Here is a 25834-nt window from a genome sequence, read left to right on the forward strand (position 1 = left end):
CCCGAGGAGAACCACCATGCGAAGCACCACCACACTCGCCAAGGTCCTGGCGACCACGATCGCGCTGTTCGTGGTCGCTCTCGTCGGGGCGCCGCCGGGCTTCGCGGCCGGTCCTTCGCTCGAGGTGAGCGCGAAGGACGGTCTCTCCGACGGTCAGGAGGTGACGCTCTCCGGCAAGGGCTTCGCTCCCGGCATGGGACAGATCGCGGCCGGCCAGTGCATCGAGGGCTACACCGGCCCCAGCCACTGCAACCTCCAGGGGGGTGCGACGTTCCGCAACGCCGACGGCGCCGGTTCGATCGGGACCTTCACGATCGTGGTCAAGGAGAAGTTCGGGTCCTACGACTGCACCAAGGTCCAGTGCGTGATCGCCGCGGCGCCGCTGCCCACCGCCGAGGACGCGGCGACGGTGGCGGCCAACCAGGTGGTCATCCCGATCACCTTCGGTTCGGGCAGTGCCGAGCCGGTCGCCGAGGACGGCGAGGACACCGGGGGCGAGGATGAGAGCGCGGACGGGAACGACGTGGCCGCGGGCGGCGACGACAGCCTGCCCAAGACCGGCGCCGGTGAGGCCGTGGCGTTCTCCGTGCTGGGGGCGGTCGTGCTGCTCCTGGCCGGGGCCGGACTCGGCCTCGGCGCTCGCCGCCTGGGCGGTGTCGCATGAGGGCGCGTCGGCTGTCGGTCGGCGCTGCCGCCGCCTCGCTGGTCGCCGTCACCCTGGGCCTCGGCACGCCTGCCTCGGCCGCGCCCGTGACCTCCTCCCAGACGGTCGCGTGCCAGACCGCGCACCTGGCGCCGACGCCGGAGGTGCCCTACTTCCCGACGTTCGACTGGGCGGCCTCGCTCACGGTGACCGCGCAGACCGACGGGACCAACACCCACCTCGAGATCCAGGCCAACGACCTGGCGAAGCCCGGGGGGGTCGGGATCGTGCCGATCGCACTCAAGGACGCCAAGACCGTCGCCAAGATCACCGCCACGGTCAACGGCACGCCGGTCACGCTGGAGGGTGCGGGCGGACCCGTCGACGTCCCTGCCAATGCGCCGGTGCCGGTGCCGAAGGTGTCGGCGACGATCCCGGGCGCGGCGACCCCGATCTCCGTGGTGGTCACGAACATCCAGATCGACGCGGCGGCTCTCGGCTACGTGCTGCCCACCTACTGCCCGATCGCGGGCACCGCGCTCAGCTGGGCGATCGGTGACATCGGGGTGGACGGCGCGGCAGGTCCGTTGCCGACCGCCACTCCGGTCCCGACGTTGACCGCATCCCCGTCGCCGACGCCGACGACGAAGCCGAAGCCCACCAAGAGCCCGAAGCCCACCAAGAAGCCCGGCCCGGGCAAGGACCCTGAGGACTCGAACAGCAAGGGGAGCCCGGCCACCGGGAAGGTGACCTACGCCTGCCTGCTGCAGCCGTTCGGCAGCGACTTCGACTACACCCCCGACGTCCGGCTGGCGGGTTCGCGGGCCAAGACGGGCGACCAGAAGGTCTCCCTCGCGGCGAGCATGAGCGAGATCCCGGGCCTGGCCCCGGTGCCGATCGAGAACGGCACCATGAACGTCACGATGAACGCCAAGATGGGCGGCACGGCCGTGGCGTTGAAGGGGAGGTCGACGGTCAACGCCGCGCCGTACGGCACCGTGCCCGTGCCGACGCTGACCGCCGAGATGAGCAGCTCGGCAGACGAGGCGGACGTCGAGGTGACCGGCTTCTCGTTCGCCTTCGGCGAGATGTCCGGCGTGGCGATCAGCGCCCAGTGCACGGTGAAGGGCGGCGGCGCCCTGGGTGCGGCCAGCTTCGGCGTCGGCGAGATGCCCGAGTCCGACCCGGGCACGGCGCCGGGCGGCGGTTCTCCGGGCGGTGGCACGCCGACCGGCGGCACTCCCAGCACCAGCACCCTGCCGCAGACCGGGTCGGGGGCGCCGCTGGCGATGCTCGGCCTGTGGTCCAGCGCGCTCGTGCTGGCGGGGGTGGCGCTCTTCCTCCACCTCCCGCGACGCCGTCAGGAAGCCTGACCGACGAGAAGACCACCGCGGCGGGTGCAGGCCCGCCCCGGTGGTCTTCTCGTCCGTGGGCCCGCGCGGGCCGGAAGGACGGCTCAGGCCGGCTGGGCCAGCGCCGGGTCGAACGACCGGACCGCCTCGAACCCGCTCGTGCGGAGCTTCTCCACCGAGATGGGCGCGGACGGCGAGGCGATCTCGTCGCGGTACTGCAGGGCAGGAAGACCCTGCTCGGCGGAGAGGCGGTCGAAGAGCTTGGCGTTGGTCGGGGGCACCTGCGCGTGGGTCAGGTTGAAGATGCCGCTGATGTCGTGGTGCACCGCGTGCACCACTGCCTCCGCCGCGTCGTCGACGTGCAGCCGGTAGAGCAGGGCGTCGCCCGAGAACGGCACGGACCCGCCGAGGTACTGGTGGGCCATCGCGACCTTCTCCGCGATCGGCGGGTCGCCGGGGCCGAAGATGTCGCCGCACCGGAAGATCGTCGCCCGGTCACCCGTGCTGGCGTAGACCTGCTCCATGGCGAGGAAGTTGCTGGGGCTGGGGTCGGCCGAGGTGGTCACGGGTGCGGACTCGTCGATCACCTCGAGGTGGTTGGCGGCGTCGCCGTAGACCGAGAGCGAGGAGAGTGCGACCAGACGGGTCTGGGGCCCGGCAGCCGCCACCACGTTCTCGGCGGTGCGGACCAGCACGTCGCGGTAGGTCTTCGCCCGGCCCTCCGGGGTCATGGAACCCTGGGCGGACGGCCCCGCGGTGACGACCACCACGTCCTGACCGGCCACGGCCTCGCGGACCGTCTCCTCCTCGGAGCCTCGCAGCACCACGGCGCGGGGGAAGCTCTCCCGGAGCGTCTCCACCTTCTCGGCGCTGGTGGCGGTGACCGTCACGTCGTGGCCGAGGTCGACCAGCTGCCGTGCGGCGGCTGAGCCGACGAAGCCTGCGCCGATGACAAGGACCTTCATGAGTTCTCCTTCATCTGGGTGAAGCCGGCGCGGACCGCGACCAGCTCGTCGACCCGCTCTGCCCCGAGGAACTTCTTGGACAGCTCGTTCATCGGGTCGAGGGTGTAGCCGAGGGTGCGGACCCGGTGGTCGCGCGCATGCAGCGCGGGTCGATCCTCCACCGGCGTCGCGACGGCGTCGCGGACCCATCCCAGCCAGGTGTCCACCCGGTCGGTCACCACGCGGCGCAGGGTCTCGACGACGTCGTCGGTCCGCTCGGCCACGTAGGAGTGGGCGATGGGGGAGAGGAAGGCCCGCATGTAGGTGCCGTGGCTGACCGACCAGGTGAACCGGTCGTCGCCGCGCAGCGCCAGGAACTTCTCGTTCTCCGGCTCGTAGTAGCGCGCGAGGTGGTCGGCGTCGACCATCAGGTCTCGCCGCGCCACGCACTCGGAGTAGAAGAACACCTGCGGGATGGTGCCGAAGACCAGGATCAGGTGGGGCACGTCGACCTGCGGCCCCAGCCAGACCTGAAGGTTCATGTCCAGGATCGAGCTCTTCCGATTGCCGATCCAGGAGTGGACGAGCCACTCCGCGGCCGCACCTTCGACGGACTGGTCGCCGGAGAAGGTGTGCATCGACCCCTCGTAGCTGCCGTCCTCGGTGGCCCAGTAGTCGAGGCCCTCGCTCGCCGGGTGCGGCTGCACCGGGAGCTCGGCGACGATGCGTTCCTTGGCCTCGCTGAGGATCTGCCAGAACTCTGCCCACAGCTCCGAGCTGTCGACGTCCGGGCTCTCCGCGAGGAACTCGTGGATGGTCTTGGTCTGCGCGCTGCTGCTCACGAACCCAGAGTATAGATATATGATCTATTCTGTCAGGAGGTGGAGCGATGATCGTGGTGGTGAGTCAGGCCCGCACCAAGCCGGGCGAGGAGCACGCGAGCGCATACGTCGCGCTCAGCGGCGAGTTCGGGAGGTTCTTCACCGGACAGCCCGGCTTCCGCGGACGGCGTCTGGTACGCGGCGTTGAGGACCCCCAGCACTTCACCCACCTGCGCTGGTTCGACTCCGTCGAGCACTACGAGGCGTGCACCCGGGCCGAGGGCTACGTCGAGCACACCGAGCTCATGTACGAGCACCTCGAGCCCTACGACTCCTACCCGCGCGAGTACCTCGAGGTCGTCCTCGACGAGGCCGATCCGCAGGTACGGGCATGACGGCGTTCGTCCTGGTGCACGGAGCGTTCCGCGGCGGCTGGGCGTGGCGCCAGGTCCGGCCGCACCTCGTCGCCGCCGGGCACGACGTGCACGCCCCCAGCCTGATCGGCGCCGGCGAGCACCACGAGCGGGTCCGGGAGGTCACCGGGCTCAAGACGTGGTCGGACCAGGTCAGCCGGCTGATCCTGCTGGAGGACCTGCGCGAGGTGGTCCTGGTCGGGCACAGCCAGGGCGGTCTCGTGACGTCGTCGGTGGCGGCCCGGATCCCGGACCGGATCGCCTGCGTGGTCCATCTCGACGCGGCCGTGCCCGCCGCCGGCGAGCGCGCCGTCGACCTGGGCCCGACGCCCTCCCGGCTTCCCGAGCGCGGCACCGCCGTCCGGGCGACCCCGGTCCCCAAAGACTCCGGGGAGTACGACGAGGAGACCGCCCGTTGGGTGGACGCGCGCCTGAGCGCCAGCCCGGTGGGTCCGGCGCTGGACGCGGTGCCCGCGGTGCCGGCCGAGGTCCGCGAGGTCTTCGCGTTCTGCGCGCGCACCCCCGCCGGCTACCCCTCGACCCACACCCGGGCACGGCTCGAGGCGCAGGGGCGCCCGTTCACCGTCCTGGACGCCGGCCACGACGCGCCCCTGAGCGCGCCCTCGCTCGTCGCCGCCCTGCTCCTGGCGCAGGTGCCCACCCAGCCCGACCCGCACGCGACCAGCAGGCCGCGCCCGACCATGAAAGGTCTCCGATGACCATCTCCGAGCACGGACCCGCCGCAGCCAGCCTGAAGCCCGGGTGGCAGGGCAGGTTCTTCGAGGACTTCGAGGTCGGCGACATCTACCAGCACCCGCTCGGCCGGACCCTCACCGAGCACGACAACATCTCCTTCTCGCTGCTCACGATGAACACCAACCAGATGCACTTCAACAGCGAGTACGCGAGGCGCTCGGAGTTCGAGAAGCCGCTGGTCGTCTCGACGCTGACGGTGGCCATCGCGGTGGGTCAGTCCGTCACCGACCTCACCCAGAACGCCTTCGCCAACCTCGGCTGGGACGACATCCGGATGACCCACCCGGTCTTCGCCGGGGACACCCTCTTCAGCGAGTCCGTGGTCCTGGAGAAGCGCGAGTCGGCCAAGCGCCCGCACGCCGGCATCGTCACGGTCAAGACCCGCACCCTGAACCAGCACGGTGACGAGGTGTGCTCGTTCAAGCGCATGTTCTACGTCTACAAGCAGGGCGCCGAGCAGCTCGAGGGGATCTTCCCCGAGGGCAAGCGCTCCCTGCTCGCCGGCACCGACCTCGCCGAGGACTGAGGGCCGGATGCGCATCACCTTCGCCCCGTGGGGCGAGACCCTGACGGAGCTGGCGGACGCGGCGCGCCGCGCGGAGGAGGCCGGCGCCGAGGTGATCTGGGTGCCCGAGCTGCACCGCAGCGCCAGCGTCACCGCCGCGGCGGTCGCCCAGGCGACCACGTCGGCCCAGGTCGGCACCGCCATCCAGCTGGCGTTCACCCGCAGCCCCATGGTGACCGCGCTGGAGGCGCTCGACCTCGACGAGCTCTCGGGCGGCCGGTTCATCCTCGGCCTCGGCACCGGCGTGCAGCGCCTCAACGAGGACTGGCACCACGCCCGCTGGGGCAAGCCCGTCCCGCACCTGCGCGAGGTGGTCCGCAACGTCCGGCGCTTCGTCGCCGGCGCCACCCTCGGTGAGGAGATCGACCTGGAGGGCGAGTTCGAGCCGATGCGGATCCGCGGCTACCAGCGTCCCTACCCGACGGCGCGCCCCGAGATCCCCGTCTACCTGGCCGCGATGGGCCCCGCCATGACCCGCCTGGCGGGGCGGATCGCCGACGGCTGGATCAGCCACGAGCTCTGCTCACCGCGTTACCTGGCCGAACGGATCCTGCCGGAGATCCAGGCCGGCCTGGACGCCGTCGAGGGCCGTCGCCGCGAGGACCTCGAGCTCGTGGTCTCCGCCTGCTGCTCGGTCGACGCGGACCCGTGGCTCGCCGTCGACCGGGTCCGGGGCCACGTGGGCTTCTACGCCAGCGTGCGCAGCTATGCCGACTTCTTCGCCTTCCACGGCCTCGGCGAGGCCCAGCATCAGGTGGTCGAGGCCTTCCGCAGCGGCCGGGGCGCCGAGCACCTGGCCGAGGCGGTGACCCCGGAGATGGTGGACGCGCTGACCCTCAACGGCGACCGCGACCGGGTGGCCGAGCAGCTCGCGGGCTACGTCGGCCTGGCCGACGCGGTCAAGCTCTCCGCCCCGACGCACGGGCTCTCCCCGGCGCAGATCCGCACTGCCCAGAACCAGGTCATCGACCTCATCTCGGCCACCTCAGGAGGACTCCAGTGACCACGCCCCGCAAGCCGCTCCAGGACGTCAGGATCATCTCCCTCGAGCAGTACGGCGCCGGGCCCTTCGGCAGCGTGCACCTCGCCGACCTCGGGGCCGACGTGATCAAGATCGAGGACCCCCGGGTGGGCGGCGACGTCGGCCGGTACGTGCCGCCGTACTTCGAGGGGGAGGACTCGCTCTTCTTCGAGACCTTCAACCGCAACAAGAGGTCCATCTCGCTGGACATCAAGGCGCCCGAGGGGCGGGAGGTCTTCGAGGACCTGGTCCGCAACGCCGACGCGGTCTACTCCAACCTGCGCGGTGACGTGCCGGAGAAGATCGGGATCACCTACGACCAGCTCAAGCACCTCAACCCCGCGATCGTGTGCTGCTCGCTGACCGGCTTCGGGATGACCGGGCCGCGGCAGAAGGAGCCGGGCTACGACTACGTGCTCCAGGGCCTGGCCGGCTGGATGGAGCTCACCGGCGAGCCGGACGGCCCGCCGACGAAGTCGGGTCTGTCGTTGGTGGACTTCTCCGGTGGCTACGTGGCCGCGCTGTCGCTGATGGCCGGCCTGCACGCCGCCCGGCGCGACGGCGTCGGCATGGACTGCGACGTCTCGCTGTACGACACCGCGATGGCGATGCTGACCTACCCCGCCACCTGGCACCTGAACGCCGGCTACACGCCGAGGCGGATCAGCCACTCGGCCCACCCCTCGCTCGTCCCCTTCCAGGCCTTCGAGGCGCTCGACGGGTGGTTCGTGGTGGGGTGCGCCAAGGAGAAGTTCTGGGTCCGCCTGGCCGAGGTCATCGGCCACCCGGAGTGGGCGCAGGAGGGGTCGCCGTACGCGAGCTTCACGCTGCGTCAGCAGAACCAGGCCGAGCTGACCGCCGCGCTGGAGGCGATCTTCGCCACCGAGACCGTGGACCACTGGCTCTCGCTGTGCTACCCGGCCGCGATCCCGTGCGGCCCGATCAACGACGTGGAGGCCGCCCTCAAGGACGAGCACCTGGTCGCCCGCAACATGCTGGTCACCACCGAGCACCCCCGCTACGGCACCGTCACCCAGGTGGCCTCGCCGGTGCGGGTGGGCGCGGGGGTGCCCGACTACCGCCGTGCCCCGCAGCGCAACGAGCACGCCCTCGAGGTGCTCACCGAGGTCGCCGGGTACGACGAGGCCAGGATCGCCGAGCTCGCCGCAGCGGGTGCCTTCGGCGCTGCGCCCCGGGCCCAGGAGCAGGTGGACGTGGCCCAGGCGTCCGGGGCGGCGGAGGCCTGAGCATGTCCGCCGACCACTCCCCGAGCACGGCCGCCGAGCTGGCCCGCTGGATCACCGCCGACCTGGCGGTGCCGGTCGAGGTCGAGGCCGCTGCGCTGCGCCACCTGCTCGACGGCCTGGGCAACGCGGTCGCCGCCGTGCGGGCGGACGCGGCCGGGCCGGCGCTCGCCGTCGCCACCGGACTCGGCGGCCCGGCGGAGGCCACGGTGCTGGGCACCTCGACCAGGATCTCGGCGCCCGCGGCGGCCCTGGCCAACGGCACGCTCGTGCACGCGCTCGACTTCGACGACACCCACGCGGGCGGTCTGGTGCACGCCACCGCCGTGGTCCTGCCCGCGGCGTTCGCGGTGGGGGAGCAGGTGGGAGCCGACGGCCGCGCGGTCCTCGACGCCGCGGTCGTGGGCTACGAGGTCGCCTGCCGGGTCGCCTCCGCCGCACCGCACGGCTTCCACGCGGCGGGCCTGCACGCGACGATGGTGGCCGGGGTCTTCTCCTCCGCCGCGGTGGCGGCCAGGCTGCTCGGGCTGGACGCCGCGACCACCACCCACGCCCTCGGGATCGCCGGCAGCCAGGCCGGCGGCCTGCTGGCCTTCCTGGCCACCGGCGCCAGCACCAAGCAGCTGCACCCCGGCTTCGCCTCCCAGTCGGGCATCCTGTCGGCGCGCCTCGCGGCGGCGGGGGCGACGGGGCCGGAGACCGTCTTCGACGGCCCGCACGGGGTCTACGACGCGCTCGCCACCGGTCCGGTCGACGTCTCGGTGGTGCTGCGCGACCTCGGCTCGGTGTGGGAGACCACCCGGATCGGCATCAAGCCGTGGCCGACCTGCCAGCTGGCCCACGCCACCATGGCCGCGGCCGCGGCCGGCTTGGCGAGCGCCGGCGCCGACGTCGACGCGGTCGTCGCGGTGCACGCGCGCGTGCATCCGGACTCCGCGTCGGTGGTCTGCGTCGCCGACCGCGACCTGGTCCAGCCGGTCGGCCCGTACGCCGCCAAGTTCAGCCTGCCGTGGAGCGTCGCCGCCCTGCTCGTCGACGGCCACGTCGGCGTGGAGACCTACGCACCCGCCCAGCTCGCGCGGCCCGAGATCGGCGCGCTCGCCGCACGGATCACCTGGGAGGAGACCCCCGGCCACGGAGTCGCCGCCGATGCCGCCGGCGACGTCGTCCTGACGCTGGCCGACGGGCGCACCGTCACCGGCCACGTCGACCGGAGCCCCGGCGGAGGGTCGGCCCCGCTGACCGACGCCGACCTGCGCGCCAAGCTCGCCGGGAACGCCGGACCGCTGGCCGACCCGTTGGCCGAGGCGGTCCTCTCCCTGCCCGGTGCCGCCGACCTGACCACGCTTCTCAACCGTGCCGCTGCGGCGGCCGACGCACCCCTGGAGGTCCCTGCATGACCCTGTCCGCCATCGAGCCCGACGAGTTCGGCTGGTTCCCCTACCAGGGCTTCACCTTCTCCCTCGGTCTCACCGAGGGCGACTCCGCCTGGACCTCCGGGCACACCTCGGCGCGCCACGACCCTGCCCTCGGCAGGATGACGGTCGAGGGCACCATGGAGCAGCAGGCCCGGATCGCCTACGCCAAGTGCCTGGCGATCCTCGAGGGTGCGGGCTTCGGCCCCGAGGACGTCACCCGGGTCAGCGAGAACGTCACGGTCGCCGGGCTGCCCGCCTACGAGGACGCGGCCGGGGTGCGGCGCGAGCTGCTGGGGGACCGGCCGACGGTGCGGACCGTGGTGGTCGAGCGCCTGGTGCGACGGGCCGCCTGGCTCGAGGTCGAGCTGCACGCGGTGCGCGGCGGCGGGCGGCAGCTCCGGGTGGCCTCCGAGGCCCGCGAGGCGGGGACGTGGCAGGCGTCCTCGATCACCGAGGGCGAGGACGGCGTGGTCTACCTGCCGACGGTCACCCCCGTCGACGAGCACGGTGACGTGGTCTTCGAGGGCGACTTCGTCTCCCAGTACCGCTACGTGCTGGAGCGGGCCGGCGCGATGCTCGAGTCGGTCGGTCTGACGCTCGGCCACGCGGTGACCACCTACGACTACTCGACCCCGGAGACCCGCGCGGTCTACCGCGGCACCCACAGGGTCCGCAAGGAGCTGCTGGGCGACAACGAAGGCTCGGTCTACCCGGGTGCCGGGGGGATCCTGATGAGCCGGCTGCACGCCCCCGGCGCGCTGGTGGCGATCGACGTGACCGCCTCGCGGCACCCGCTCGAGCTGGTCAACCCCGGCTGGTCGCGCTACGACACGCTCACCTACGCGCCGGGGGTCAAGGCCGGGCGCACCCTGTTCATGTCCGGCTTCGCGGCCCTCGACATGGAGTCCCAGCAGGCGCTGCACGCCGGCGACCTGGGCCGGCAGGCGGAGGCGACGTACGGCGCGGTCCTGCACCTGCTCGAGCACGCCGGTCTCGGGCCCGCGGACCTCCTGGAGACCACGGAGTACTGCGTGGAGTCGGCCGTCGGCGACTACAAGGCGGTGGCCGAGGTCCGCGAGCGACTCCTCGGACCGCCTTGGCCGGCCTCGACCGGCGCGCTGTGCCACAGCCTGCTGCGTCCCGAGTTCCTGCTCGAGGTCTTCCCGACCGCCCTCTACCCCGCCGTCGAGACCGGCACCGGGGAGGCACACCGATGAGCCTGCTCACCGACGAGGTGCGTGCCCTCGAGGGTCGCACCAAGGTCTACACCGCGCCCGAGCCGTTCGGCGCCGCCGCGGGGCGCTACTTCGGGCTCGCCATCGGCGACGCCAACCCGTTGTACTCCGATCCCGACTACGCCCGGGCCCAGGGCCTGGACGGCGTGACCGCGCCGCTGACGCTGGTCTGCGAGACCAACCAGTACGCCGCTCTGCCGGCGGACCACGAGGGCTACGCGGGTCACACCTGGGACCTCGACATCCCGCACACCCGCCAGGTCCGCGGCGGCAACGCCTACACCTTCCACCGCCGCATCCGTCCCGAGGACGTGGTCACCGCGACCTGGCGGATCACCTCGGTCAGCGAGAAGGTCACCGGCTCGGGCAGCGCGATGCTGGTCGTCGCCTCGACCGCGACCTACACCAACCAGGACGACGAGCTGCTGGCGGAGAACGCGGAGACGATCATCTTCGTCGAGCTCGCGCGCAGCGGGACGGAGCAGGCATGAGCGAGCCCTTCCCCACGGTCTTCGCCGACCACGCGAGCCTCGCGGTCGGCGACCCCGTCCCCCCGCTGGAGCGCACGATCGGGCTGCCCGACATGGTCGCCTACGCCGGCGCCACCTGGGACTGGCACCGCCTGCACTACGACACGGCGTACGTCGCCGAGAAGGGCCTGCCCGGTCCGATCGTGGACGGGCAGGTCTACGGAGCGCTCCTGGTCGAGATGCTCCAGGACTGGCTCGGCCCGCAGTCGTTCGTGCACCGGCTCGAGCTCAGCTTCCGCAACCTGGTCTTCGCCGGCGAGCGACTGCGCTGCACCGGCACGGTCACCGAGGTGGGCTCGGACCGCCTCACCGTGGAGCTGAAGGTCGTCGCGGTGGCCGAGGACGGGGCCGACGGGCGGGCGGCCGCCGCTCCGGCGCGTGCGGTGGTGCTGCTCGGCACGCCCGACGGTCCGGGTGCCGGATGAGCACCGGCGTCGCGGTCGCCGGGGCGGCGGAGTGCGACCTGGGCGTCACCGGGAAGTCGATCCTGACCCTGCAGGCCCAGGCGGTGACCCGGGCACTGGCCGACGCGGGGCTCACCTTGGCCGACGTCGACGGTCTCGCCACCAACGGCATCTCGCGCTTCTCCGCGACCCAGCTCGCCGACTACCTCGGCGTGGTGCCCACCTGGACCGACTCGACCTTCGCGGGCGGCAGCGCCTTCGAGATGTACCTCGCCCGCGCCACCCAGGCGATCCAGGCCGGCCAGGCCAGCGTGGTGGTGATCTCCTATGCCTCCGACCAGCGCTCGGCCCGCTCGCGCCGGCTCGGCGGCGTCCATGAGCCCTGGGTTCCGGAGGCGGCCTTCGAGGAGCCCTACGACCCGCTGTTCCCGTTGTCGTACTACGCCATGGCGGCGCAGGCCTACCTGCACCGCTACGGCGGCACCCGCGAGCAGCTGGCCGAGGTCGCGGTCGCTGCCCGGGAGTGGGCGCTGCTCAACCCGAAGGCGTTCCGGCACGGCAAGGGCTCGCTGAGCGTCTCCGACGTGGTCGACTCGCCGATGATCTCCTCGCCCCTGACGGCGGCGGACTGCTGCCTGGTCACCGACGGCGGGGGAGCAGTCGTGGTGACCTCCCTGGAGCGGGCCCGCGACCTGGCGCGGCGGCCGGTCGAGGTGCTCGGCTACGGCGAGCGGACCACCAACACCTCGTTCACCGCCGTGAGCGACCTGGCCGTCCCGGGGGCGCGAGGTGCCGTCCGGGACGCCTATGCGCGCGCCGGTGTCAGCGCCACCGACGTCGACGTGGCGCAGGTCTACGACTCGTTCACGATCACCACCGTGCTCAGCCTCGAGGCGCTCGGCCTGTGCGGGGAGGGCGAGGCCCTGGCGTTCGTCCAGGGCGGCCGGATCCGTCCCGGAGGCGATCTCCCGCTCAACACCTCCGGGGGTGGGCTCTCCTACTGCCACCCCGGCCAGCTCGGGGTCCTGCTGCTCGTCGAGGCGGTGCGCCAGCTGCGCGGCGAGTGCGGCGCCCGCCAGGTCCAGGGCGCCGAGGTCGCCGTGGCGCACGGCACCGGCGGCATCCTCTCGACGCACGCGACGGTCGTCCTGGGGGTGGACCGATGAGCCTTCCCGAGCAGGTCTCCGGCGGCTGGGTCCCGGGCGACGTCCCGCCCGCAGACGAGAACACGGCCGACTACTGGGCGGCCACCGAGCGGCACCGGCTCACGGTGCAGGAGTGCTCAGCCTGCCGGCACGTGCAGCACCCCCCGCGGGCGCTCTGCACCGGCTGCGGCTCGATGGACCACCTGGCGCAGGCCGACGCCGCCGGGACCGGCGTCGTGGACACCTTCACCGTGGTGCACCGGGCCCCCCGGCCGGAGCTCGAGGTGCCGTACACCGTGGCGCGCGTCCGCCTCGCCGAGGGCCCGGTCGTGCTCGCCCGCCTGGAGCCGGCGGAGCCCGGAGGCGGCTGGCGGATCGACGACCCCGTCGTCGTGGCCTGGGCCGATCTGGACGACGGCCGCGCCCTGCCCTACTTCATCCCTCGCACCGAGACCTGAGAGGCACCAGATGGACTTCACGCTCAACGAGGACCAGGCGGAGTTCAAGGCCCTGCTCCGCCAGTTCGTGGACCGGGAGATCGTGCCGGTCGCCCGGGAGTGGGAGCAGAGTGGTCGCTACCCCACCGAGATCGTCGCCGGGATGGCCGACATGGGTCTGTTCGGCATCACCGTCCCGGAGGAGTACGGCGGCCTCGACCTGGACCCGATCTCCTTCGCCCTGGTCTTCGAGGAGCTGGCCCGCGGCTGGATGGGCATCGCCGGCATCCTGGGCAGCCACTCGCTGGCCTGCCGGCTGATCCACATGCACGGGACGCCGGAGCAGAAGGAGAAGTACCTCCCGGACCTGGCCACCGGCAGGCGCCGTACCGCCATCGGCCTCACCGAGCCCGACGCGGGCACCGACCTCCAGGGGATCCGCACCACCGCCCGGCTGGAGGGCGACCACTACGTGGTCAACGGGTCCAAGACCTGGATCACCAACGCGAGGTACGCCGACCCGCTGCCGGTCCTGGTCAAGACCGACCCGGCCGCCTCGCCGGCGCACCGGGGGATGAGCGTGCTCCTGGTCGAGGCAGGCACCCCGGGGTTCGAGGTGACCAAGGACATCGGCAAGCTCGGCTACAAGGGCACCGAGTCCTGCGAGGTCGTGCTCGACGACGTCCGGGTGCCGGCGAGCCAGCTCGTCGGCGGGGTCGAGGGGCGCGGCATGCAGCAGGTGCTCTCGGCCCTGGAGTGGGGCCGGGTCAACATCGCCGCCCGCTCGGTGGGCATCGCCCAGCGGGCCCACGACGAGGCGCTCGCCTACGCCCAGCAGCGCAAGGCGTTCGGCCAGCCGATCGCGGAGTTCCAGGCGATCCAACTGAAGCTGGGTGAGCTCGGCACCCAGGTGCAGGCTGCCCGGTTGATGGCCTACTGGGCGGCCGACGCGGTGCGCCGCGGGCGGGCCGACGGCGCCACCGGGATGGCCAAGATCTTCTGCTCCGAGGTGGCGTTGCAGGCGGCGATCGACTCGATGAAGGTTCACGGGGGCTACGGCTACTCCACGGAGTTCGAGGTGGAGCGGCTCTACCGCGACTCGATCCTGATGAGCATCGGCGAGGGCACCAACGACATCCTGCGCACGGTCGTCGCGAAGTCGCTGATCAAGGGGGAGACCCGTGTCGGCTGAGGTCGCCGGAGAGGCTCTCGCGCACGGCGCCAGGCTCTCGCGCTCCGCGCTCTACGTGCCCGGGGACTCGCCGGAGAAGCTCCGCAGCGCCCTGGGCCGGGGTGCCGACGAGCTGATCGTCGACCTGGAGGACGCGGTGGCGCCGGGCCGCAAGGCGTTGGCGCGCGACCTGGTGGCCACCTGGCTCGACGGGCTGCCGCCCACCGACGTCGAGGTCTGGGTGCGGGTGAACGCCGGCCCGCCTGCGCTGGACGACATCCGTGCCGTCGCGGCGGCCGCCGGCCTGGCCGGGGTGACCCTGGCCAAGGTCGAGTCGCCCGAGCAGGTGGTGGCGGCGGCCGCGCTGCTCGAGGAGCTGGGGTCACCCGCCCGGATCGTGCCGCTGCTGGAGAGCGCCGCCGGCGTGCTGCGGGCTGCGGAGATCGCGGCCGCGCCCCGGGTGCACCGGCTCCAGGTGGGGGAGGCCGACCTGCGCGCCGACCTGGGGGTCACGCTCGGGCCCGACGAGCGTGAGCTCCTCTGGGTGCGCTCCCAGGTGGTGCTGGTCTCCGCAGCCGCGGGCATCGCTCCGCCCATCGCGCCCGTCTCCACCGACTTCCGGGACCTGGACGCGCTCCGCGCCTCGACCGAGGCGCTGGCCCGGCTGGGCTTCATGGGGCGGGCCTGCATCCACCCGGCGCAGGTGGCCACCGTCAACGACGTCTTCACGCCGACCGCCGAGGCTGTGGCCGAGGCGGAGTCGCTCCTCGCGGCTCTGTCAGCCGCTGGCTCCGGCGTCGCGCTGGACGCCCGCGGCCGGATGATCGACGAGGCCGTGGCCCGGCACGCTCGGCTGGTGCTTGCACGGAGGCGATGACCCGCGGTCCGCCTCGAGAAGCCGGCGTGTTTCCGGCGTGTGACAGATCACAGAAATCTGGTCGCACCCCTGTTCCTCAACGACGCGATCATATATCTTATCGGATTGAGACCCAGGTCACGCCACCCGAGGGCGCGGCCCAACGAGGAGGAACCCATGCGTTTTCGAAGAATCGCTGGTGCAGCGTCCGGAGCCCTGGTGCTGGGTGTGCTGGCAGTGCCTGCCCTGTCCACCACCGCGTCCGCAGCCCCGGTCGTCCTGACCGGCAGCCAGGCGTTCGAGTGCACCTTCCAGTCGTGGAAGCTGCCCTACGTGGTCAAGACGGAGGTGGCGGTCGACGGCACGGGCGTCAGTGCCTCGCTCGAGAACAACTTCGTGCCGGGCATGCCCGCGTTCGTCACCGTCAGCCGCATGGACGTGAACCTCGGCATCAAGCTCGATGCCGAGGCGGTCACGCTCAAGGGTTCGAAGGCCTACGCCCCGCCCCTGCCGGGCAGCAGCGCGTTCCAGATGCCCACCGTCGCCGGGACTCGGGTCGGCACCGCCGCTCCGTCGGCGCTCTCCATCGACACGTTGGCCCTGACCATGAACGCCATGGGCAGCGACAACCCCATCCCGTGCGTCAAGGTCGTCTCTCCGCCGCCGACGCCCACCCCCACCCCGACGCCGACGCCGACGCCGACTCCGACGCCGACGCCGACGCCGACGCCCACCCCGACGCCGACGCCCACCCCGACGCCGACTCCGACGCCGGCGGCCGTGTCGTCCAAGACGACGGTCAAGATCAAGGCCGACAAGAAGAAGAAGAAGGCCGTCCTCACGGTGGCGGTCAAGGGCGCTGACGTGAAGGCGACCGGCAAGGCCACGATCGTGGTCAAGAAGGGCAAGAAGAAGTTCAAGACCGTCACGGTGACGGTCAAGAACGGCAAGGGCAAGGTCACCCTCAAGAAGCTCGCGAAGGGCGCCTACAAGGTCACCACGAGCTACGGCGGCGACGCCGCTCACCTGGCCTCGAAGGGCAAGGGCTCCTTCCGGATCTGACCCCCGTACCCCCCAAAGGACACTGGCCCCGACGGATCTCCGTCGGGGCCAGTGCTCGTTGAGGGACCAGTGCTCGTCGTCGGGCTCAGAGGCCGTAGCGAGCCAGCTTGTCGTTCTTCCTGGCGTAGCCGGGGCTCATGAACCGCCTGGCGAGCCTGGCGGAGGTGAGCCACGCGATCTCCTCGCCGTTCCGGGTGCTGGCCAGCATCCGGGCGACCAGCTCGGGTGCCACCTCGTCGACGTGGTCGACGAGGATGTTGAGCATCCGTCGCTGCTGGGCCACCTGCTCGGGTGCGGCGGCAGCCTCGCGCAGCCAGCCGTCCGTGACCAGGATGCCCGGGCGCACCTGTCCCACCCGCACCCCGGTCCCGTCGACCTCCTTGACCAGGGCACGGGTGAACATGTCGAGCCCTCGCTTGGTCGCGCCGTAGACACCCATGCCGGGGCGGATCCTGCCGTCGCTGCCCCCGCCCAGCACGTTGAAGAGCTGGCCGCCCCCTTGTGCCGTCATGCCCCGCACCGCGGTCCGGGAGCCGAAGATCGTGCCGAGCATGTTGGTCTCCACCATGCTCCGCACGGCCGCGGGGGTCGTGTCCACGATGGTCTGCGTGGTGTGGGCGACCCCCGCGTTGTTGACCCACAGGTCCACGGTGCCGAGCTTGCCGACGGCGCCGGCCCACAGCTCTTCGACGGAGTCCGGGTCGCTGACGTCGACGAGCTGTCCGACCACCGTGCCTCCCTCGGTCCCCTCGAGCTCTGCGACCAGGGAGCGCAGGGCTTCCTCGTCGCGTCCGCTGACCACCACGTGGTGCCCGCGGCGGTGCAGCTCCCGGGCCATGGCCCGTCCGATCCCCTTGGTGCTCCCTGTGACTACGACGTTCTTCGTCATTCACCCTCCCGGTGAAGTTGGACCACGACCTTGCCGCGGTTGCGGCCGGACATCAGTGCCTCGAACGCGGCGCCGGCCTGTTCGAGCCCGTTCCAGGTGTCCTCGACCAGGCCGAGGGCCCCGGTGGCGAGCAGAGCGCCCACGCGCTCGGCGTGCTCGGCTGCGAGGTCGGCGTGGTCGTGGACGACGAGCCCGCGCACCGTCGCCCGGGCGAGCATCACCGCGCCCGCGCGGAACCGGGTGGGCGGCGCCCCGTTGGACTGGTCGATCAGGCCGCAGAGCGAGACCCGGGCGCCGAGGGCGAGGTGCTCCACGACGCCGTCCAGGGTGGCCTGGTCGCCCATGTGCAGGTAGGCGTCGACCTTGTCGGGGCAGGCGGCGTGCAGCTGGTCGATCCAGTCCGACTCGGTCCGGACCACGACCTGGTCGTAGCCGAGCGTGTGCGCCAGCGCGACCTTCTCGCGACTGCCGACGATGCCGACGGTGCGAGCGCCGCTGCGGGCGGCCAGCTGGCCGGCGAGCGAACCCACGCCGCCCGTGGCGGACGAGACGACCACCGTCTCGCCGGGCCGGGGTGCGAGGTGGCGCACGTGGGCGGCGTAGGCGGTCAGCCCCGGCATGCCGAGGAGGCCGAGGGCTGCGGAGGCCGGCACGCGCTCCGGGACACGTACCGGGGAGGCCAGGGCGACCGGGAGCACGGCGTGCTCGCGCCAGCCGGTCTCACCCAGCACGAGCGAGCCCACCGGCAGGGACGGGTCGTCGGACTCCAGCACCGTGGCGACGGCGCGCCCGGGCATCACCTGTCCCGGGCCCAGCGCCGGGTCGTCGAGGTGGCCCTGTCTGAGGAGGGAGCGCAGGTAGGGATCGAGCGACAGCACGTCGACCCGCACCAGGAGCTGGTCGGACGCACGCGGAGGGAGTGGCTCCTCGCGGACCGCGAAGTCCTCGGCGATCGGGAGGCCTCGAGGTGACGAGGCGACGACGACGACACGGGTGGTGTCCGGGACCACGGAGGGCATAATAGATATAATATACGGATGTCCTCCTCCAGGATCTACGGTCCGCTGATCTCCGCCCACTCCGTGGGCGACCACGTGCCGCTGCTGACCGAGGTCTTCGGGATGCGGGTGGAGTCGGGCGCCCGGCTCCCGGCCGACGCCACGGCCGCGCTCTTCGCCACGGAGTGCACGACCGAGGTCGTGGTGCTGCGTACGCCCGGCGTGGAGGCCGGCGCCGTGCTCTGCCGTTTCGAGTCCGAGCTGCCGGAGGCCGCGGAGACCATCCGCGACGGGCGGACCCGGCTCTACCGCGACGCCTTCCGGGTGATCGACTTCTACGCCCGGGACTTCGAGACCTCGCTGGCCCATGCTCGGGACGCGGGCTTCCCGATGATCGGCAAGGAGGCGTCGTACGAGACCGGCGACGGCGGGTTCCGGGAGGCGCACCACCTCGGCGCCGACCACGTGGTGACCGCGTTCCTGCACGGTCCCGCGGACTTCTTCACCGACTTCGCCGAGGTTCGCGACCGGGTCTCCAGCGAGCCGGTCAGCATCTCGCTGCCGCTCAGCGACGCCGGCCCCACCCTCGCCTGGTACGAACGCGTCTTCGGCTGGGGAGTGGTCTACGAGTACGACTTCGTGGACGCGTCCTTCTCCGAGCTCGTCGGCGTGGACGCCGAGCTGCGGGTCCGGTCCCGCACCGTGGGTCCGAGCCGCCGGCAGACCTACGTCAACATCGTCGACTACGGCCACGCCGCGCAGGGCGGCTCGCTGCTCGGCTGCTCGGTGGCCCCGCGGCGCGGCCTGCTCGGCCTCGTGGTGCTCACCGACGAGCTGGACGCGCTGCACGCCCGCGCCGGGGACGGGGCCCAGGTCGTCACCCTCGACCTGGCCCCGTTCGGCGTCGTCCGCGCCTGCGTGCTGATCCCGCCCTTCTCGGCGCCGCACCTGGTCGTCGAGCGCGGCTGACTCTCAGTCCGCCGTCGGGCGGGAGAGGAACCTGCCGGTGGGAGCGGCCGTGGTCACGGTGCCGTCGGTCATGATCGGGGTGCCGCGCAGGAACGTGTCGGTCACCCGGGCGGTGAGCTTGGCGCCCTCGAAGGGCGTGTACTCCTGGGTGGAGAGGGACTCCTCGGCGCGCACCGTCCAGGCGGAGTCCGGGTCGACCAGGGCGAGGTCGGCGTCCAGCCCGACCCGGATGGCGCCCTTGCGTGAGCCCAGGCCGTAGCGCTGGGCGGGGTTGGTGGCGGTGAGCTCGGCGATCCGGCCGTAGGAGAGCCCGCGCCGACCGCCCTCGCTGACCATGCCGGCCAGCAGGTACTCGGCGCCGCCGAAGCCGGACTTGGCCAGGAAGACGTCGTCCTTCGGCTCGCCGAACTTGAGCTCCTCCTTGCAGCAGGCGTGGTCGGAGACCACCCAGTCGATCTTCCCGTCGAGCAGGTAGCCCCACAGCGCCTCCACGTCCTCCCGGGGGCGCAGCGGCGGGTTGACCTTGCCGCCCACCCCGTGCGCGGTGTCGCAGTCGGCGAGGAGGTGGCCGACGGTGACCTCGCGGCGGAAGTCGATGTGCGGGAACGCCGCCGCCATCGTCAGCGCTGCCTCGACGGCCTTGCGCGATGTCAGGTGCAGCAGGTTGATCGTCGGCAGCTCGGTCTCGTGCGCGAGGTAGGAGGCGATGGTGACCGCCAGTCCCTCCGAGTGCGGCGGCCGCGAGGCGCTGTAGGCCGGGAGCCCGGTCAGCGCCCCGTCCTCCTCGACCATCTTGGTGTAGGCGGACATGATCTCGGCGGTCTCGCAGTGCAGCGAGAGCGAGATCTGGTCCGCGATCTCCGGGTTCTCCACACGCGCCTTCTGGATGCCGCGCATCACGAACTCGAAGTGCGCGTAGTCGTACCGCTCGCCCTCGGGCGTCATCAGGAACTGCGACTGGTCGGTGCTGCGCCCGTGCAGCCCGTGGCTGCCGTAGAACATGAAGACCTTGAACGACGTCACCCCGTGGTCGGCGACCAGCGACCCGATCTCGTCGATGTGCTCGCGGCTCATCGGCGCCAGGTGGTAGGCGTAGTCGACCAGCGCCCGGCCCTCCGTCAGGGCGAGCACCTCGGGGAAGAAGTCGGCGTACGACCCGCCCTTGTTGAGGTAGTACTGCCCGGTGCGCATGTAGGAGAGCGACGTGGTGACGCCGCCCTGGGCGCAGGCGCGGGACTCGCTGGTCACGTCGTCGGGGAGCGGGTTGTAGATGCCCCAGTGCTGGTGGGCGTCGACCACGCCCGGGAACGCGATCTTGCCGCCGCAGTCGACCACGGTCGCGGCCAGCGACGGGTCGATGCCGGCCTCGATCCGGGCGAACCTGCCGTCCTTGACGGCGAGGTCGACCTGCTGCGGCTCGTCGTGGCCGGGCAGCACCGCGGCGACATGGGTGAGGAGGACGTCGAACTCGGTCACGGGGACTCTCCTGGGGTGAAGGTGGACAGGGGCTTCAGCACGGCGGCCAGGCCGGTCGCGGTGTGCAGGGAGAGGACGTCGTCGCGGACGGAGTCGGCGGCCTCGGGGGACAGGCGTCCCGCGACGTTGTCGCGGAACTTGGTGGCGAGCTCGTCGTCGGAGAGCGGACGGGCGGGCCCACCGCGGTTGGTGAGCACCTCCTCGACGAGGACCTCGCCGTCCGTGGTGGTCAGGGTGACCACCGCGGGGAACTGGAAGGGGTAGATCTCGTCGCACCGCGCGTCGGGGACCACCTCGACCTTCGCCATCAGGGCCCGGCGGGCCGGGTCCTGGGCCAGCGCGTCGGAGTAGTCGTCGAGACTCGTGCCGAGGCCGCCGCCACCGAGCAGCCCCGCCGCGAAGGCGTACGGACCGGAGAACTGCGCCTGGTAGCCGGTCTCCGGCGCCCGCTTGACCTCGATCGGCTCGCCGATGGTCCGCACGGTCGCCCCGGCCACGCCGACCACCACCGTCGCCACGCGCGCCGGGGTGATCCCTCGCCCGGCGAAGGCGCGGCCGGCGTCGACGGTGGTGTGGGTGAAGTGGTTGGCGGGGTAGGGCTTGAAGAAGATGCCGGGCACCGACCAGTCGGTGCCGAGGCCCTCGGTCACCGCCTCCGGGAAGAACTGTCCGTGCAGCCAGGCCTCGAAGAAGCCGAAGCGGCCCTCCAGCACGGTCGGCGGACCGGTGAACCCCCGGCGGACCAGCTGGGCGGCGGTGACCCCGGCCTGGGCCGCGAGCCCGCAGTGGAGCCGCTTGACGGTGCCGCCGGTGCGGTTCGCCTCGATCACGCCCGACGCCATCGAGGCGGTGAGCCCGAGGACGTCGGTGATCCCCTGCTCGTCGAGGCCGTAGGCGATCGCCGCGGCGACCGCGGAGCCCATCGCCCCGGTGATCGAGGTCGCGTGCTGGCCGTGCTCGAAGTAGACGGAGTTGCCCAGGTCGGCGTCGTAGCCGGCCATCCCGAGCCGGACCGCCACCTCGATGCCGACCGCGATCGCGCGGACCGCCACCTCGCCCGGGACGCCGGCGTGCTCGGCAGCGGCGAGCGCGGCGGGGACCACCGAGGCGCTCGGGTGCAGCACGGAGGGCAGGTGGGTGTCGTCGTAGTCCAGGGAGTGCGCGAGCACGCCGTTGGCGAACGCAGCCTGCGCGGCCGAGACCCGGGTGGGCTCGCCCACCACGGTGGCGACCGGGTGGCCGCCCTGGTCGAGCACGTGGTCGAGGGCGGCGGCCGAGGTGGGCAGCCGGTGGGCGGCCACGCAGAGCCCCAGGACGTCGAGCGTGCGCTGACCGACCGAGACGGCCACGGCGTCCGGGACGCCGTGGCGTGCGGTGTGCGCGGCGAACGCGGCCAGCTGTTGGGCCAACGTGGGACCCGCCTGCGCCTCGCCGGTCGGGTTGCCTGCCGGCCGGGCCCCGGCGGCCGGCGTCCAGACGCTCATCCGCCGACCACGGCGAGTGGGCGGACCGGGGAGCCGGTGGCGCCGAAGAACTTCAGCGGCGACATGACGAAGAGGAACTCGTGGACGCCTGCGGCGGCGAGGCCCTCGAGGTCGAGGGCCTCGATGATGTAGATCCCGCTCTCCACCAGCAGCACGCGGTGGGCGGGGAGCAGTCCGTGGCCGGCGCCGGGGGCGAGCTGCTCGTAGGCGATGGTGTCCGCGCCGGTGGCGTGGATGCCGAACTCGGCCAGGAAGGTGGCACCGGCCTCCGAGACACCCGGGACGCCGGTCGACAGCCCGCGGTAGGCGTCGCCGTCGCCGCGGTCGAAGTGCTGGCCCCAGCCCGAGCGCACCAGCACCACGTCGCCGGTCCGGATCTCGGTGCGCTGTCGCTCCAGGGTCCGCTCCAGGTCCTCGACGGTGATCTCCTGGCCGGGGTCGAGCCGCTCGACCCCGAGTGCTTCGGGCACGTCGAGCAGCAGGCCCCGACGCACCATCGGGGCGATGGTGTGGGCGCCGTGGTCGACGAACCGGCCACCCACCTGGGCGGAGGCCGCGTCGACGTCGCCGTAGAGCCTGCCGTCCTGCGAGACGTGCGCCAGCGCGTCGACGTGGGTGCCGACGTGGGTGCCCATGGAGATCATGTCGTTGGCGGCGGACCCGCCGTCGGCCCGCACCATGTCGCCGTGCCGGCGCGGCATCGCGTGCCAGTACGCCGGGTGGTTGGGGGACTGGGGCATCCCGACGGTGAGGGTGCGGCCCAGGTCGTGCACCTCCAGCCCGGCGCGCACGGCGTCGAGCAGCAGCGCGGTGGTCGGGTGGTCCTCCGGGCCGGCCGCAGTCCTGGTGGTCGTGGGGATCCTGGATGTCATCGTTCTGGGTCCTCGTCTGGGTGGTGGGGTCACGCGATCACGTGGCGGTCGCGGAGGTGCGCCAGCTCCTCCTCCTGGAGCCCGAGGGCGCCAAGCACCTCGTCGGTGTCCTGGCCGAGCGCTCGCCCGGGAAACCGGATACCTCCCGGCGTGCCGGACATCCGCCACATGACGTTGTGCTGCAGGACCGGCCCGAGGTCGTCGTCCTCGACCTCGACGAGCATCTGCGTCTCGCGGACGTGCGGGTCCTCGACCAGGTCGCGGGCGGAGTAGATAGGTGCGATCGCCGCTCCGGCCTCGGTGAAGGTCGCCACCACCTCCTCGCGGCTCCGGGCGGCGATCCAGGAGCCGACCATCTCGTCGAGCTCGTCCGCGTGCGCCGCGCGCGAGTGGCCGGTGGCGAACCACGGCTCGGCGATCACCTCGGGGTGCCCGACCAGGTGCATCACCCGCTCGGCGATGGCCTGGGCGCTGGTGGAGATCGCCACCCAGTGGTCGTCCTCGGTGCGGTAGGCGTTGCGCGGGGCGTTGTTGGTGGAGCGGTTGCCGTGCCGCATCCCGACCTCGCCGGTCTGCTGGTAGACCGAGGGGCCCGGACCGACGGCGGTCATGATCGGGTCGAGCAGGTTGAGGTCGATGACCTGGCCCTGGCCCCCGTTGCGCTCGCGGGCGAAGAGGGCCATCGAGACGGCGGAGGAGGCGGCGATGCCGGCGATCGAGTCGGCGAGTCCGAACGCCGGCAGGGTCGGGGGGCCGTCCGCGGGACCGGTGAGGTGGGCGAAGCCGCTCATCGCCTCGGCCAGGGTGCCGAAGCCGGCGCGCGAGGCGTAGGGGCCGACCTGGCCGAAGCCGGTGATGCGGAGCAGGACGAGCCCGGGGTTGAGCTCGCGCAGCACGTCCGGCCCCAGTCCCCACCGTTCCAGGGTCCCGGGACGGAAGTTCTCCACGACCACGTCGGCCTGGGCCGCCAGGGCGCGGAAGATGTCGGCGCCGTCCGGGTCCTTGAGGCTCAGGCCGATCGTGCGCTTGTTGCGCGAGACCTCCTTCCACCAGATCGGGACCCCGTCCTTGGAAGGTCCGTGCCCGCGCATCCCGTCGCCGGCGACGGGATGCTCGACCTTGATCACGTCGGCCCCGAAGTCGCCCAGGACCTGGCAGGCCAGCGGGCCGGCGAGGATGGTCGACGCGTCCAGCACGCGCACTCCGGTGAGGGGTCCCATGGCGAGGGATCATATATCATCTACGACCATGAGGGTTGATGTGCTCGTCGTCGGAGCCGGGGCTGCCGGGCTCTCCTGCAGCATCGAGGCCGCTCGTGGTGGCGCGAGCGTGCTGCTCGTGGAGAAGGACACCCGTCTCGGCGGCACCCTGCACCTCAGCGGGGGTCACCTCGCCGCCGGCGGGACGGCGCGGCAAGCCGAGCGCGGCATCGAGGACTCGCCGGCCGCCCACCGCGCCGACGTGCTCCGGATCAGCGGCGGAACCGCCCGCGCCGACCTCGTCGAGATCGTCACCGAGCACGCGCCTGCGACCGTGGAGTGGCTTGCCGGCCGGGGCTTCGACTTCGCCGCCGAGACGCCGCGGATCGTCTACGGGCACGAGCCCTACGAGATCCCCCGGACCGTCTACGGGGTCGACGAGGGGCTCTCCATCCTGACCGTCCTGCAGGACGAGCTCGCGCGGGCGCGCGCTGAGAGCGACCTCGAGGTCTGGACCGGGGCGATGGTGACCGAGCTGCTGGTCGGCGCCGCTGACGGGCAGGACGCCGTCACCGGAGCGCACGTGCAGCACGGCGGCGAGGAGACCGAGGTGCTCGCCGGGGCCGTGGTGCTCGCCACCGGGGGGTACGGCGCCGACCCGGAGCTCTTCGCCGAGCTCGAGGGTGCCCCCCTCGTCTCCGCGGCGGCGCGAACCTCGACCGGGGACGGGCTGCACCTCGGCCTCGCCGTGGGGGCGGCGCTGCAGGGAGCCGGCACCTACCTGCCCACCTTCGGCGGCCTGCCGGACCCGGTCTCCCCGGGCCGGGCGAACTGGCACGACCGGCAGCGGCTGACCAGCGAGCGCCCGCCGTGGGAGATCTACGTCGACCGCTCGGGCCGGCGCTGGGTGGCCGAGGACGAGCCGTCCATCGACGAGAAGGAGCGGGCGCTGGCCCGGGTGCCCGAGCAGACCTTCTGGACCGTCTTCGACGACGTCGCCCTCGAGGCTGCCACCGGCAGCCTCCAGATCGTGGTGGGCAAGGAGCCGTCCGAGGTGCGCGCGATGGCCAACACCCGGCCGGGGGTGCACGCCGCCTCCGACCTGCGCGAGCTGGCCGACCTCGCCGGCATCGACCCGGACGGCCTCTGCTCGACGGTGCGCGCCTACAACGAGGCCGTCGCCGCGGGGAAGGACCCCGAGCACGGCCGCACGCACCTGCCGGCGCCGATCGCCCGCGGTCCGTTCTACGCCCTGCGCAACCACGCCATCACCCTGGTCACCTTCCAGGGCCTCGACATCGACTCCGACTGTGCGGTGCGCGACGGCTCCGGCGCGGTGATCGGGGACCTCTACGCCGTGGGGGAAGTGATCGGCGCGGGCGCCACCTGCGGCAACAGCTTCTGCTCGGGGATGCTGCTCACCCCGGCCCTGACCCTGGGCCGTCTGCTCGGCGCACGGCTGGCCCGCGCGAGACCGGGGTGACAGGTTGCCCCCTCGGTGGGACGCTCCCTCCATGACGCGCACCGGGTGGCGGCCGGAGCCGTGGTGGATCCCCGCAGGGCTGGCTGTCGGACTGATCGCGGGTGCCCTCTTCCCGACGGTGTTCCTGGTCCCCTTCTTCCTGGTCGAGGACCCGACCGACTGGGAGACCGGCCTGGGGGTGGCAGTCGTCGGCGGGGCGATCGGTGCTCCTGTCGGGGCTGCGCTGGGGCTGGTGCTGGGCGTGGTGCTCTGCCTGGTCGGCCACCGGGGGTTGACCCTGCGCGCCCAGCGACGGGTGGCGGCGGTGACCGCGCTGGTCGGCACGGGGGCCGCGGCTGCCCTGCTGGTCGGGCTGCAGGAGGCGACGGAGCCTGAGGGGCTGCTCTGGGCGGGCTCGCGCCCGTGACACGGAGTTTGGCCTCAGCGGCCGGCACCCGAGAATGGGCC

At 72.5% G+C, this 25834-nt stretch carries 27 protein-coding genes; 19 read left to right on the top strand and 8 right to left on the bottom strand.

The window, feature by feature from the left end; genetic code table 11:
* Window positions 1-16: 16 nt before the first annotated feature.
* A complete protein-coding gene (locus tag H8838_RS02315) occupies window positions 17-664 on the top strand; it encodes a neocarzinostatin apoprotein domain-containing protein (RefSeq protein ID WP_181309682.1) in 648 nt (215 codons plus the stop codon).
* Window positions 661-2016, top strand: a complete 1356-nt coding sequence (locus tag H8838_RS02320; protein ID WP_185995286.1) for a hypothetical protein — start codon at window positions 661-663, stop codon at window positions 2014-2016. Before H8838_RS02315 ends, H8838_RS02320 begins: the two co-directional genes overlap by 4 nt.
* Window positions 2017-2099: 83 nt before the next feature.
* Here H8838_RS02320 and H8838_RS02325 read toward each other — a convergent pair whose 3' ends face one another.
* Both H8838_RS02325 and H8838_RS02330 read right to left on the bottom strand, forming a co-directional pair.
* Complete coding sequence (locus tag H8838_RS02325) at window positions 2100-2960, bottom strand: NAD-dependent epimerase/dehydratase family protein (protein WP_185995285.1); 861 nt, start codon at window positions 2958-2960, stop codon at window positions 2100-2102.
* Window positions 2957-3781, bottom strand: a complete 825-nt coding sequence (locus tag H8838_RS02330; protein WP_181309677.1) for a hypothetical protein — start codon at window positions 3779-3781, stop codon at window positions 2957-2959. The genes H8838_RS02325 and H8838_RS02330 overlap by 4 nt, the downstream gene beginning before the upstream one ends.
* 47 nt (window positions 3782-3828) lie before the next feature.
* On the opposite strand from H8838_RS02330, the gene H8838_RS02335 reads away from it, so the two are divergent.
* The 14 genes from H8838_RS02335 to H8838_RS02400 all read left to right on the top strand — a co-directional run bounded on the left by H8838_RS02335 (window position 3829) and on the right by H8838_RS02400 (window position 16017).
* A complete protein-coding gene (locus H8838_RS02335; protein ID WP_181309675.1) occupies window positions 3829-4155 on the top strand; it encodes an antibiotic biosynthesis monooxygenase family protein in 327 nt (108 codons plus the stop codon).
* Window positions 4152-4892, top strand: coding sequence for an alpha/beta fold hydrolase (locus tag H8838_RS02340; RefSeq protein WP_185995284.1), 741 nt, complete (start codon window positions 4152-4154; stop codon window positions 4890-4892). The genes H8838_RS02335 and H8838_RS02340 overlap by 4 nt, the downstream gene beginning before the upstream one ends.
* Window positions 4889-5455 carry a MaoC family dehydratase gene (locus tag H8838_RS02345; protein WP_181309672.1) on the top strand — a complete coding sequence of 189 codons (567 nt, stop codon included), beginning with the start codon at window positions 4889-4891 and terminating at the stop codon, window positions 5453-5455. The genes H8838_RS02340 and H8838_RS02345 overlap by 4 nt, the downstream gene beginning before the upstream one ends.
* Window positions 5456-5462: 7 nt before the next feature.
* Entirely contained in the window at window positions 5463-6497 is a 1035-nt protein-coding gene (locus H8838_RS02350) for an LLM class flavin-dependent oxidoreductase (RefSeq protein WP_185995283.1), read from the top strand.
* Window positions 6494-7762 carry a CaiB/BaiF CoA transferase family protein gene (locus H8838_RS02355; RefSeq protein ID WP_185995282.1) on the top strand — a complete coding sequence of 423 codons (1269 nt, stop codon included), beginning with the start codon at window positions 6494-6496 and terminating at the stop codon, window positions 7760-7762. Before H8838_RS02350 ends, H8838_RS02355 begins: the two co-directional genes overlap by 4 nt.
* Window positions 7763-7764: 2 nt before the next feature.
* Complete coding sequence (locus H8838_RS02360) at window positions 7765-9159, top strand: MmgE/PrpD family protein (RefSeq protein ID WP_185995281.1); 1395 nt, start codon at window positions 7765-7767, stop codon at window positions 9157-9159.
* Window positions 9156-10394 carry a RidA family protein gene (locus tag H8838_RS02365; RefSeq protein WP_181309665.1) on the top strand — a complete coding sequence of 413 codons (1239 nt, stop codon included), beginning with the start codon at window positions 9156-9158 and terminating at the stop codon, window positions 10392-10394. The genes H8838_RS02360 and H8838_RS02365 overlap by 4 nt, the downstream gene beginning before the upstream one ends.
* Window positions 10391-10903 carry an FAS1-like dehydratase domain-containing protein gene (locus H8838_RS02370; RefSeq protein WP_181309664.1) on the top strand — a complete coding sequence of 171 codons (513 nt, stop codon included), beginning with the start codon at window positions 10391-10393 and terminating at the stop codon, window positions 10901-10903. Before H8838_RS02365 ends, H8838_RS02370 begins: the two co-directional genes overlap by 4 nt.
* Entirely contained in the window at window positions 10900-11367 is a 468-nt protein-coding gene (locus H8838_RS02375) for a MaoC/PaaZ C-terminal domain-containing protein (RefSeq protein WP_185995280.1), read from the top strand. The genes H8838_RS02370 and H8838_RS02375 overlap by 4 nt, the downstream gene beginning before the upstream one ends.
* Window positions 11364-12512 (top strand): acetyl-CoA acetyltransferase, encoded by a 1149-nt coding sequence (locus tag H8838_RS02380; RefSeq protein WP_181309660.1) that lies wholly within the window; start codon window positions 11364-11366, stop codon window positions 12510-12512. The genes H8838_RS02375 and H8838_RS02380 overlap by 4 nt, the downstream gene beginning before the upstream one ends.
* On the top strand, window positions 12509-12949 hold the full coding sequence (locus H8838_RS02385; protein WP_181309659.1) for a Zn-ribbon domain-containing OB-fold protein: 441 nt from the start codon (window positions 12509-12511) through the stop codon (window positions 12947-12949). The genes H8838_RS02380 and H8838_RS02385 overlap by 4 nt, the downstream gene beginning before the upstream one ends.
* Window positions 12950-12959: 10 nt before the next feature.
* The gene (locus tag H8838_RS02390) at window positions 12960-14120 is read left to right on the top strand and encodes an acyl-CoA dehydrogenase family protein (protein ID WP_185995279.1); all 1161 of its coding nucleotides are present in this window, start codon (window positions 12960-12962) and stop codon (window positions 14118-14120) included.
* Window positions 14110-14976, top strand: a complete 867-nt coding sequence (locus H8838_RS02395; RefSeq protein ID WP_181309656.1) for an HpcH/HpaI aldolase/citrate lyase family protein — start codon at window positions 14110-14112, stop codon at window positions 14974-14976. Before H8838_RS02390 ends, H8838_RS02395 begins: the two co-directional genes overlap by 11 nt.
* Window positions 14977-15132: 156 nt before the next feature.
* On the top strand, window positions 15133-16017 hold the full coding sequence (locus H8838_RS02400; RefSeq protein WP_185995278.1) for a hypothetical protein: 885 nt from the start codon (window positions 15133-15135) through the stop codon (window positions 16015-16017).
* Window positions 16018-16102: 85 nt separating this feature from the next.
* On the opposite strand, the gene H8838_RS02405 is transcribed toward H8838_RS02400, so the two are convergent.
* Window positions 16103-16906, bottom strand: coding sequence for an SDR family oxidoreductase (locus H8838_RS02405; protein WP_185995277.1), 804 nt, complete (start codon window positions 16904-16906; stop codon window positions 16103-16105).
* A complete protein-coding gene (locus tag H8838_RS02410) occupies window positions 16903-17925 on the bottom strand; it encodes an MDR family NADP-dependent oxidoreductase (RefSeq protein ID WP_185995276.1) in 1023 nt (340 codons plus the stop codon). The genes H8838_RS02405 and H8838_RS02410 overlap by 4 nt, the downstream gene beginning before the upstream one ends.
* Before the next feature lie 18 nt (window positions 17926-17943).
* Between H8838_RS02410 and H8838_RS02415 the strand changes: the two genes are divergently transcribed.
* Window positions 17944-18873, top strand: a complete 930-nt coding sequence (locus H8838_RS02415; protein WP_181309649.1) for a hypothetical protein — start codon at window positions 17944-17946, stop codon at window positions 18871-18873.
* Window positions 18874-18876: 3 nt separating this feature from the next.
* Here the strand turns inward: H8838_RS02415 and H8838_RS02420 are convergent, their stop codons facing one another.
* Genes H8838_RS02420 through H8838_RS02435 form a run of 4 tightly spaced genes read right to left on the bottom strand, consistent with a single transcriptional unit; the run spans window position 18877 to window position 23925 of the window.
* On the bottom strand, window positions 18877-20349 hold the full coding sequence (locus H8838_RS02420) for a dihydroorotase (protein WP_185995275.1): 1473 nt from the start codon (window positions 20347-20349) through the stop codon (window positions 18877-18879).
* Window positions 20346-21833 (bottom strand): MmgE/PrpD family protein, encoded by a 1488-nt coding sequence (locus tag H8838_RS02425; RefSeq protein WP_185995274.1) that lies wholly within the window; start codon window positions 21831-21833, stop codon window positions 20346-20348. Before H8838_RS02425 ends, H8838_RS02420 begins: the two co-directional genes overlap by 4 nt.
* On the bottom strand, window positions 21830-22705 hold the full coding sequence (locus tag H8838_RS02430) for a cyclase family protein (protein ID WP_185995273.1): 876 nt from the start codon (window positions 22703-22705) through the stop codon (window positions 21830-21832). Before H8838_RS02430 ends, H8838_RS02425 begins: the two co-directional genes overlap by 4 nt.
* Window positions 22706-22734: 29 nt before the next feature.
* Window positions 22735-23925, bottom strand: a complete 1191-nt coding sequence (locus H8838_RS02435) for a CaiB/BaiF CoA transferase family protein (protein WP_185995272.1) — start codon at window positions 23923-23925, stop codon at window positions 22735-22737.
* Between the two features lie 28 nt (window positions 23926-23953).
* Here H8838_RS02435 and H8838_RS02440 point away from each other — a divergent pair, with 28 nt between their 5' ends.
* Window positions 23954-25387, top strand: a complete 1434-nt coding sequence (locus H8838_RS02440) for an FAD-dependent oxidoreductase (RefSeq protein WP_185995271.1) — start codon at window positions 23954-23956, stop codon at window positions 25385-25387.
* A gap of 31 nt (window positions 25388-25418) precedes the next feature.
* Window positions 25419-25793 carry a hypothetical protein gene (locus H8838_RS02445; RefSeq protein WP_185995270.1) on the top strand — a complete coding sequence of 125 codons (375 nt, stop codon included), beginning with the start codon at window positions 25419-25421 and terminating at the stop codon, window positions 25791-25793.
* The last annotated feature ends 41 nt before the right edge of the window (window positions 25794-25834 follow it).

Source organism: Nocardioides campestrisoli (assembly GCF_013624435.2).
In the GTDB taxonomy this organism is placed as follows: Bacteria; Actinomycetota; Actinomycetes; order Propionibacteriales; family Nocardioidaceae; genus Nocardioides; species Nocardioides campestrisoli.

Coding starts and splice junctions, on each gene's coding strand:
- H8838_RS02315 (WP_181309682.1), top strand. CDS start 17: ATGCGAAGCACCACCACACTCGCCAAGGTCCTGGCGACCACGATCGCG.
- H8838_RS02320 (WP_185995286.1), top strand. CDS start 661: ATGAGGGCGCGTCGGCTGTCGGTCGGCGCTGCCGCCGCCTCGCTGGTC.
- H8838_RS02325 (WP_185995285.1), bottom strand. CDS start 2,960: ATGAAGGTCCTTGTCATCGGCGCAGGCTTCGTCGGCTCAGCCGCCGCA.
- H8838_RS02335 (WP_181309675.1), top strand. CDS start 3,829: ATGATCGTGGTGGTGAGTCAGGCCCGCACCAAGCCGGGCGAGGAGCAC.
- H8838_RS02340 (WP_185995284.1), top strand. CDS start 4,152: ATGACGGCGTTCGTCCTGGTGCACGGAGCGTTCCGCGGCGGCTGGGCG.
- H8838_RS02345 (WP_181309672.1), top strand. CDS start 4,889: ATGACCATCTCCGAGCACGGACCCGCCGCAGCCAGCCTGAAGCCCGGG.
- H8838_RS02350 (WP_185995283.1), top strand. CDS start 5,463: ATGCGCATCACCTTCGCCCCGTGGGGCGAGACCCTGACGGAGCTGGCG.
- H8838_RS02360 (WP_185995281.1), top strand. CDS start 7,765: ATGTCCGCCGACCACTCCCCGAGCACGGCCGCCGAGCTGGCCCGCTGG.
- H8838_RS02365 (WP_181309665.1), top strand. CDS start 9,156: ATGACCCTGTCCGCCATCGAGCCCGACGAGTTCGGCTGGTTCCCCTAC.
- H8838_RS02370 (WP_181309664.1), top strand. CDS start 10,391: ATGAGCCTGCTCACCGACGAGGTGCGTGCCCTCGAGGGTCGCACCAAG.
- H8838_RS02375 (WP_185995280.1), top strand. CDS start 10,900: ATGAGCGAGCCCTTCCCCACGGTCTTCGCCGACCACGCGAGCCTCGCG.
- H8838_RS02380 (WP_181309660.1), top strand. CDS start 11,364: ATGAGCACCGGCGTCGCGGTCGCCGGGGCGGCGGAGTGCGACCTGGGC.
- H8838_RS02385 (WP_181309659.1), top strand. CDS start 12,509: ATGAGCCTTCCCGAGCAGGTCTCCGGCGGCTGGGTCCCGGGCGACGTC.
- H8838_RS02390 (WP_185995279.1), top strand. CDS start 12,960: ATGGACTTCACGCTCAACGAGGACCAGGCGGAGTTCAAGGCCCTGCTC.
- H8838_RS02400 (WP_185995278.1), top strand. CDS start 15,133: ATGCGTTTTCGAAGAATCGCTGGTGCAGCGTCCGGAGCCCTGGTGCTG.
- H8838_RS02405 (WP_185995277.1), bottom strand. CDS start 16,906: ATGACGAAGAACGTCGTAGTCACAGGGAGCACCAAGGGGATCGGACGG.
- H8838_RS02410 (WP_185995276.1), bottom strand. CDS start 17,925: ATGCCCTCCGTGGTCCCGGACACCACCCGTGTCGTCGTCGTCGCCTCG.
- H8838_RS02415 (WP_181309649.1), top strand. CDS start 17,944: ATGTCCTCCTCCAGGATCTACGGTCCGCTGATCTCCGCCCACTCCGTG.
- H8838_RS02425 (WP_185995274.1), bottom strand. CDS start 21,833: ATGAGCGTCTGGACGCCGGCCGCCGGGGCCCGGCCGGCAGGCAACCCG.
- H8838_RS02430 (WP_185995273.1), bottom strand. CDS start 22,705: ATGACATCCAGGATCCCCACGACCACCAGGACTGCGGCCGGCCCGGAG.
- H8838_RS02435 (WP_185995272.1), bottom strand. CDS start 23,925: ATGGGACCCCTCACCGGAGTGCGCGTGCTGGACGCGTCGACCATCCTC.
- H8838_RS02440 (WP_185995271.1), top strand. CDS start 23,954: ATGAGGGTTGATGTGCTCGTCGTCGGAGCCGGGGCTGCCGGGCTCTCC.
- H8838_RS02445 (WP_185995270.1), top strand. CDS start 25,419: ATGACGCGCACCGGGTGGCGGCCGGAGCCGTGGTGGATCCCCGCAGGG.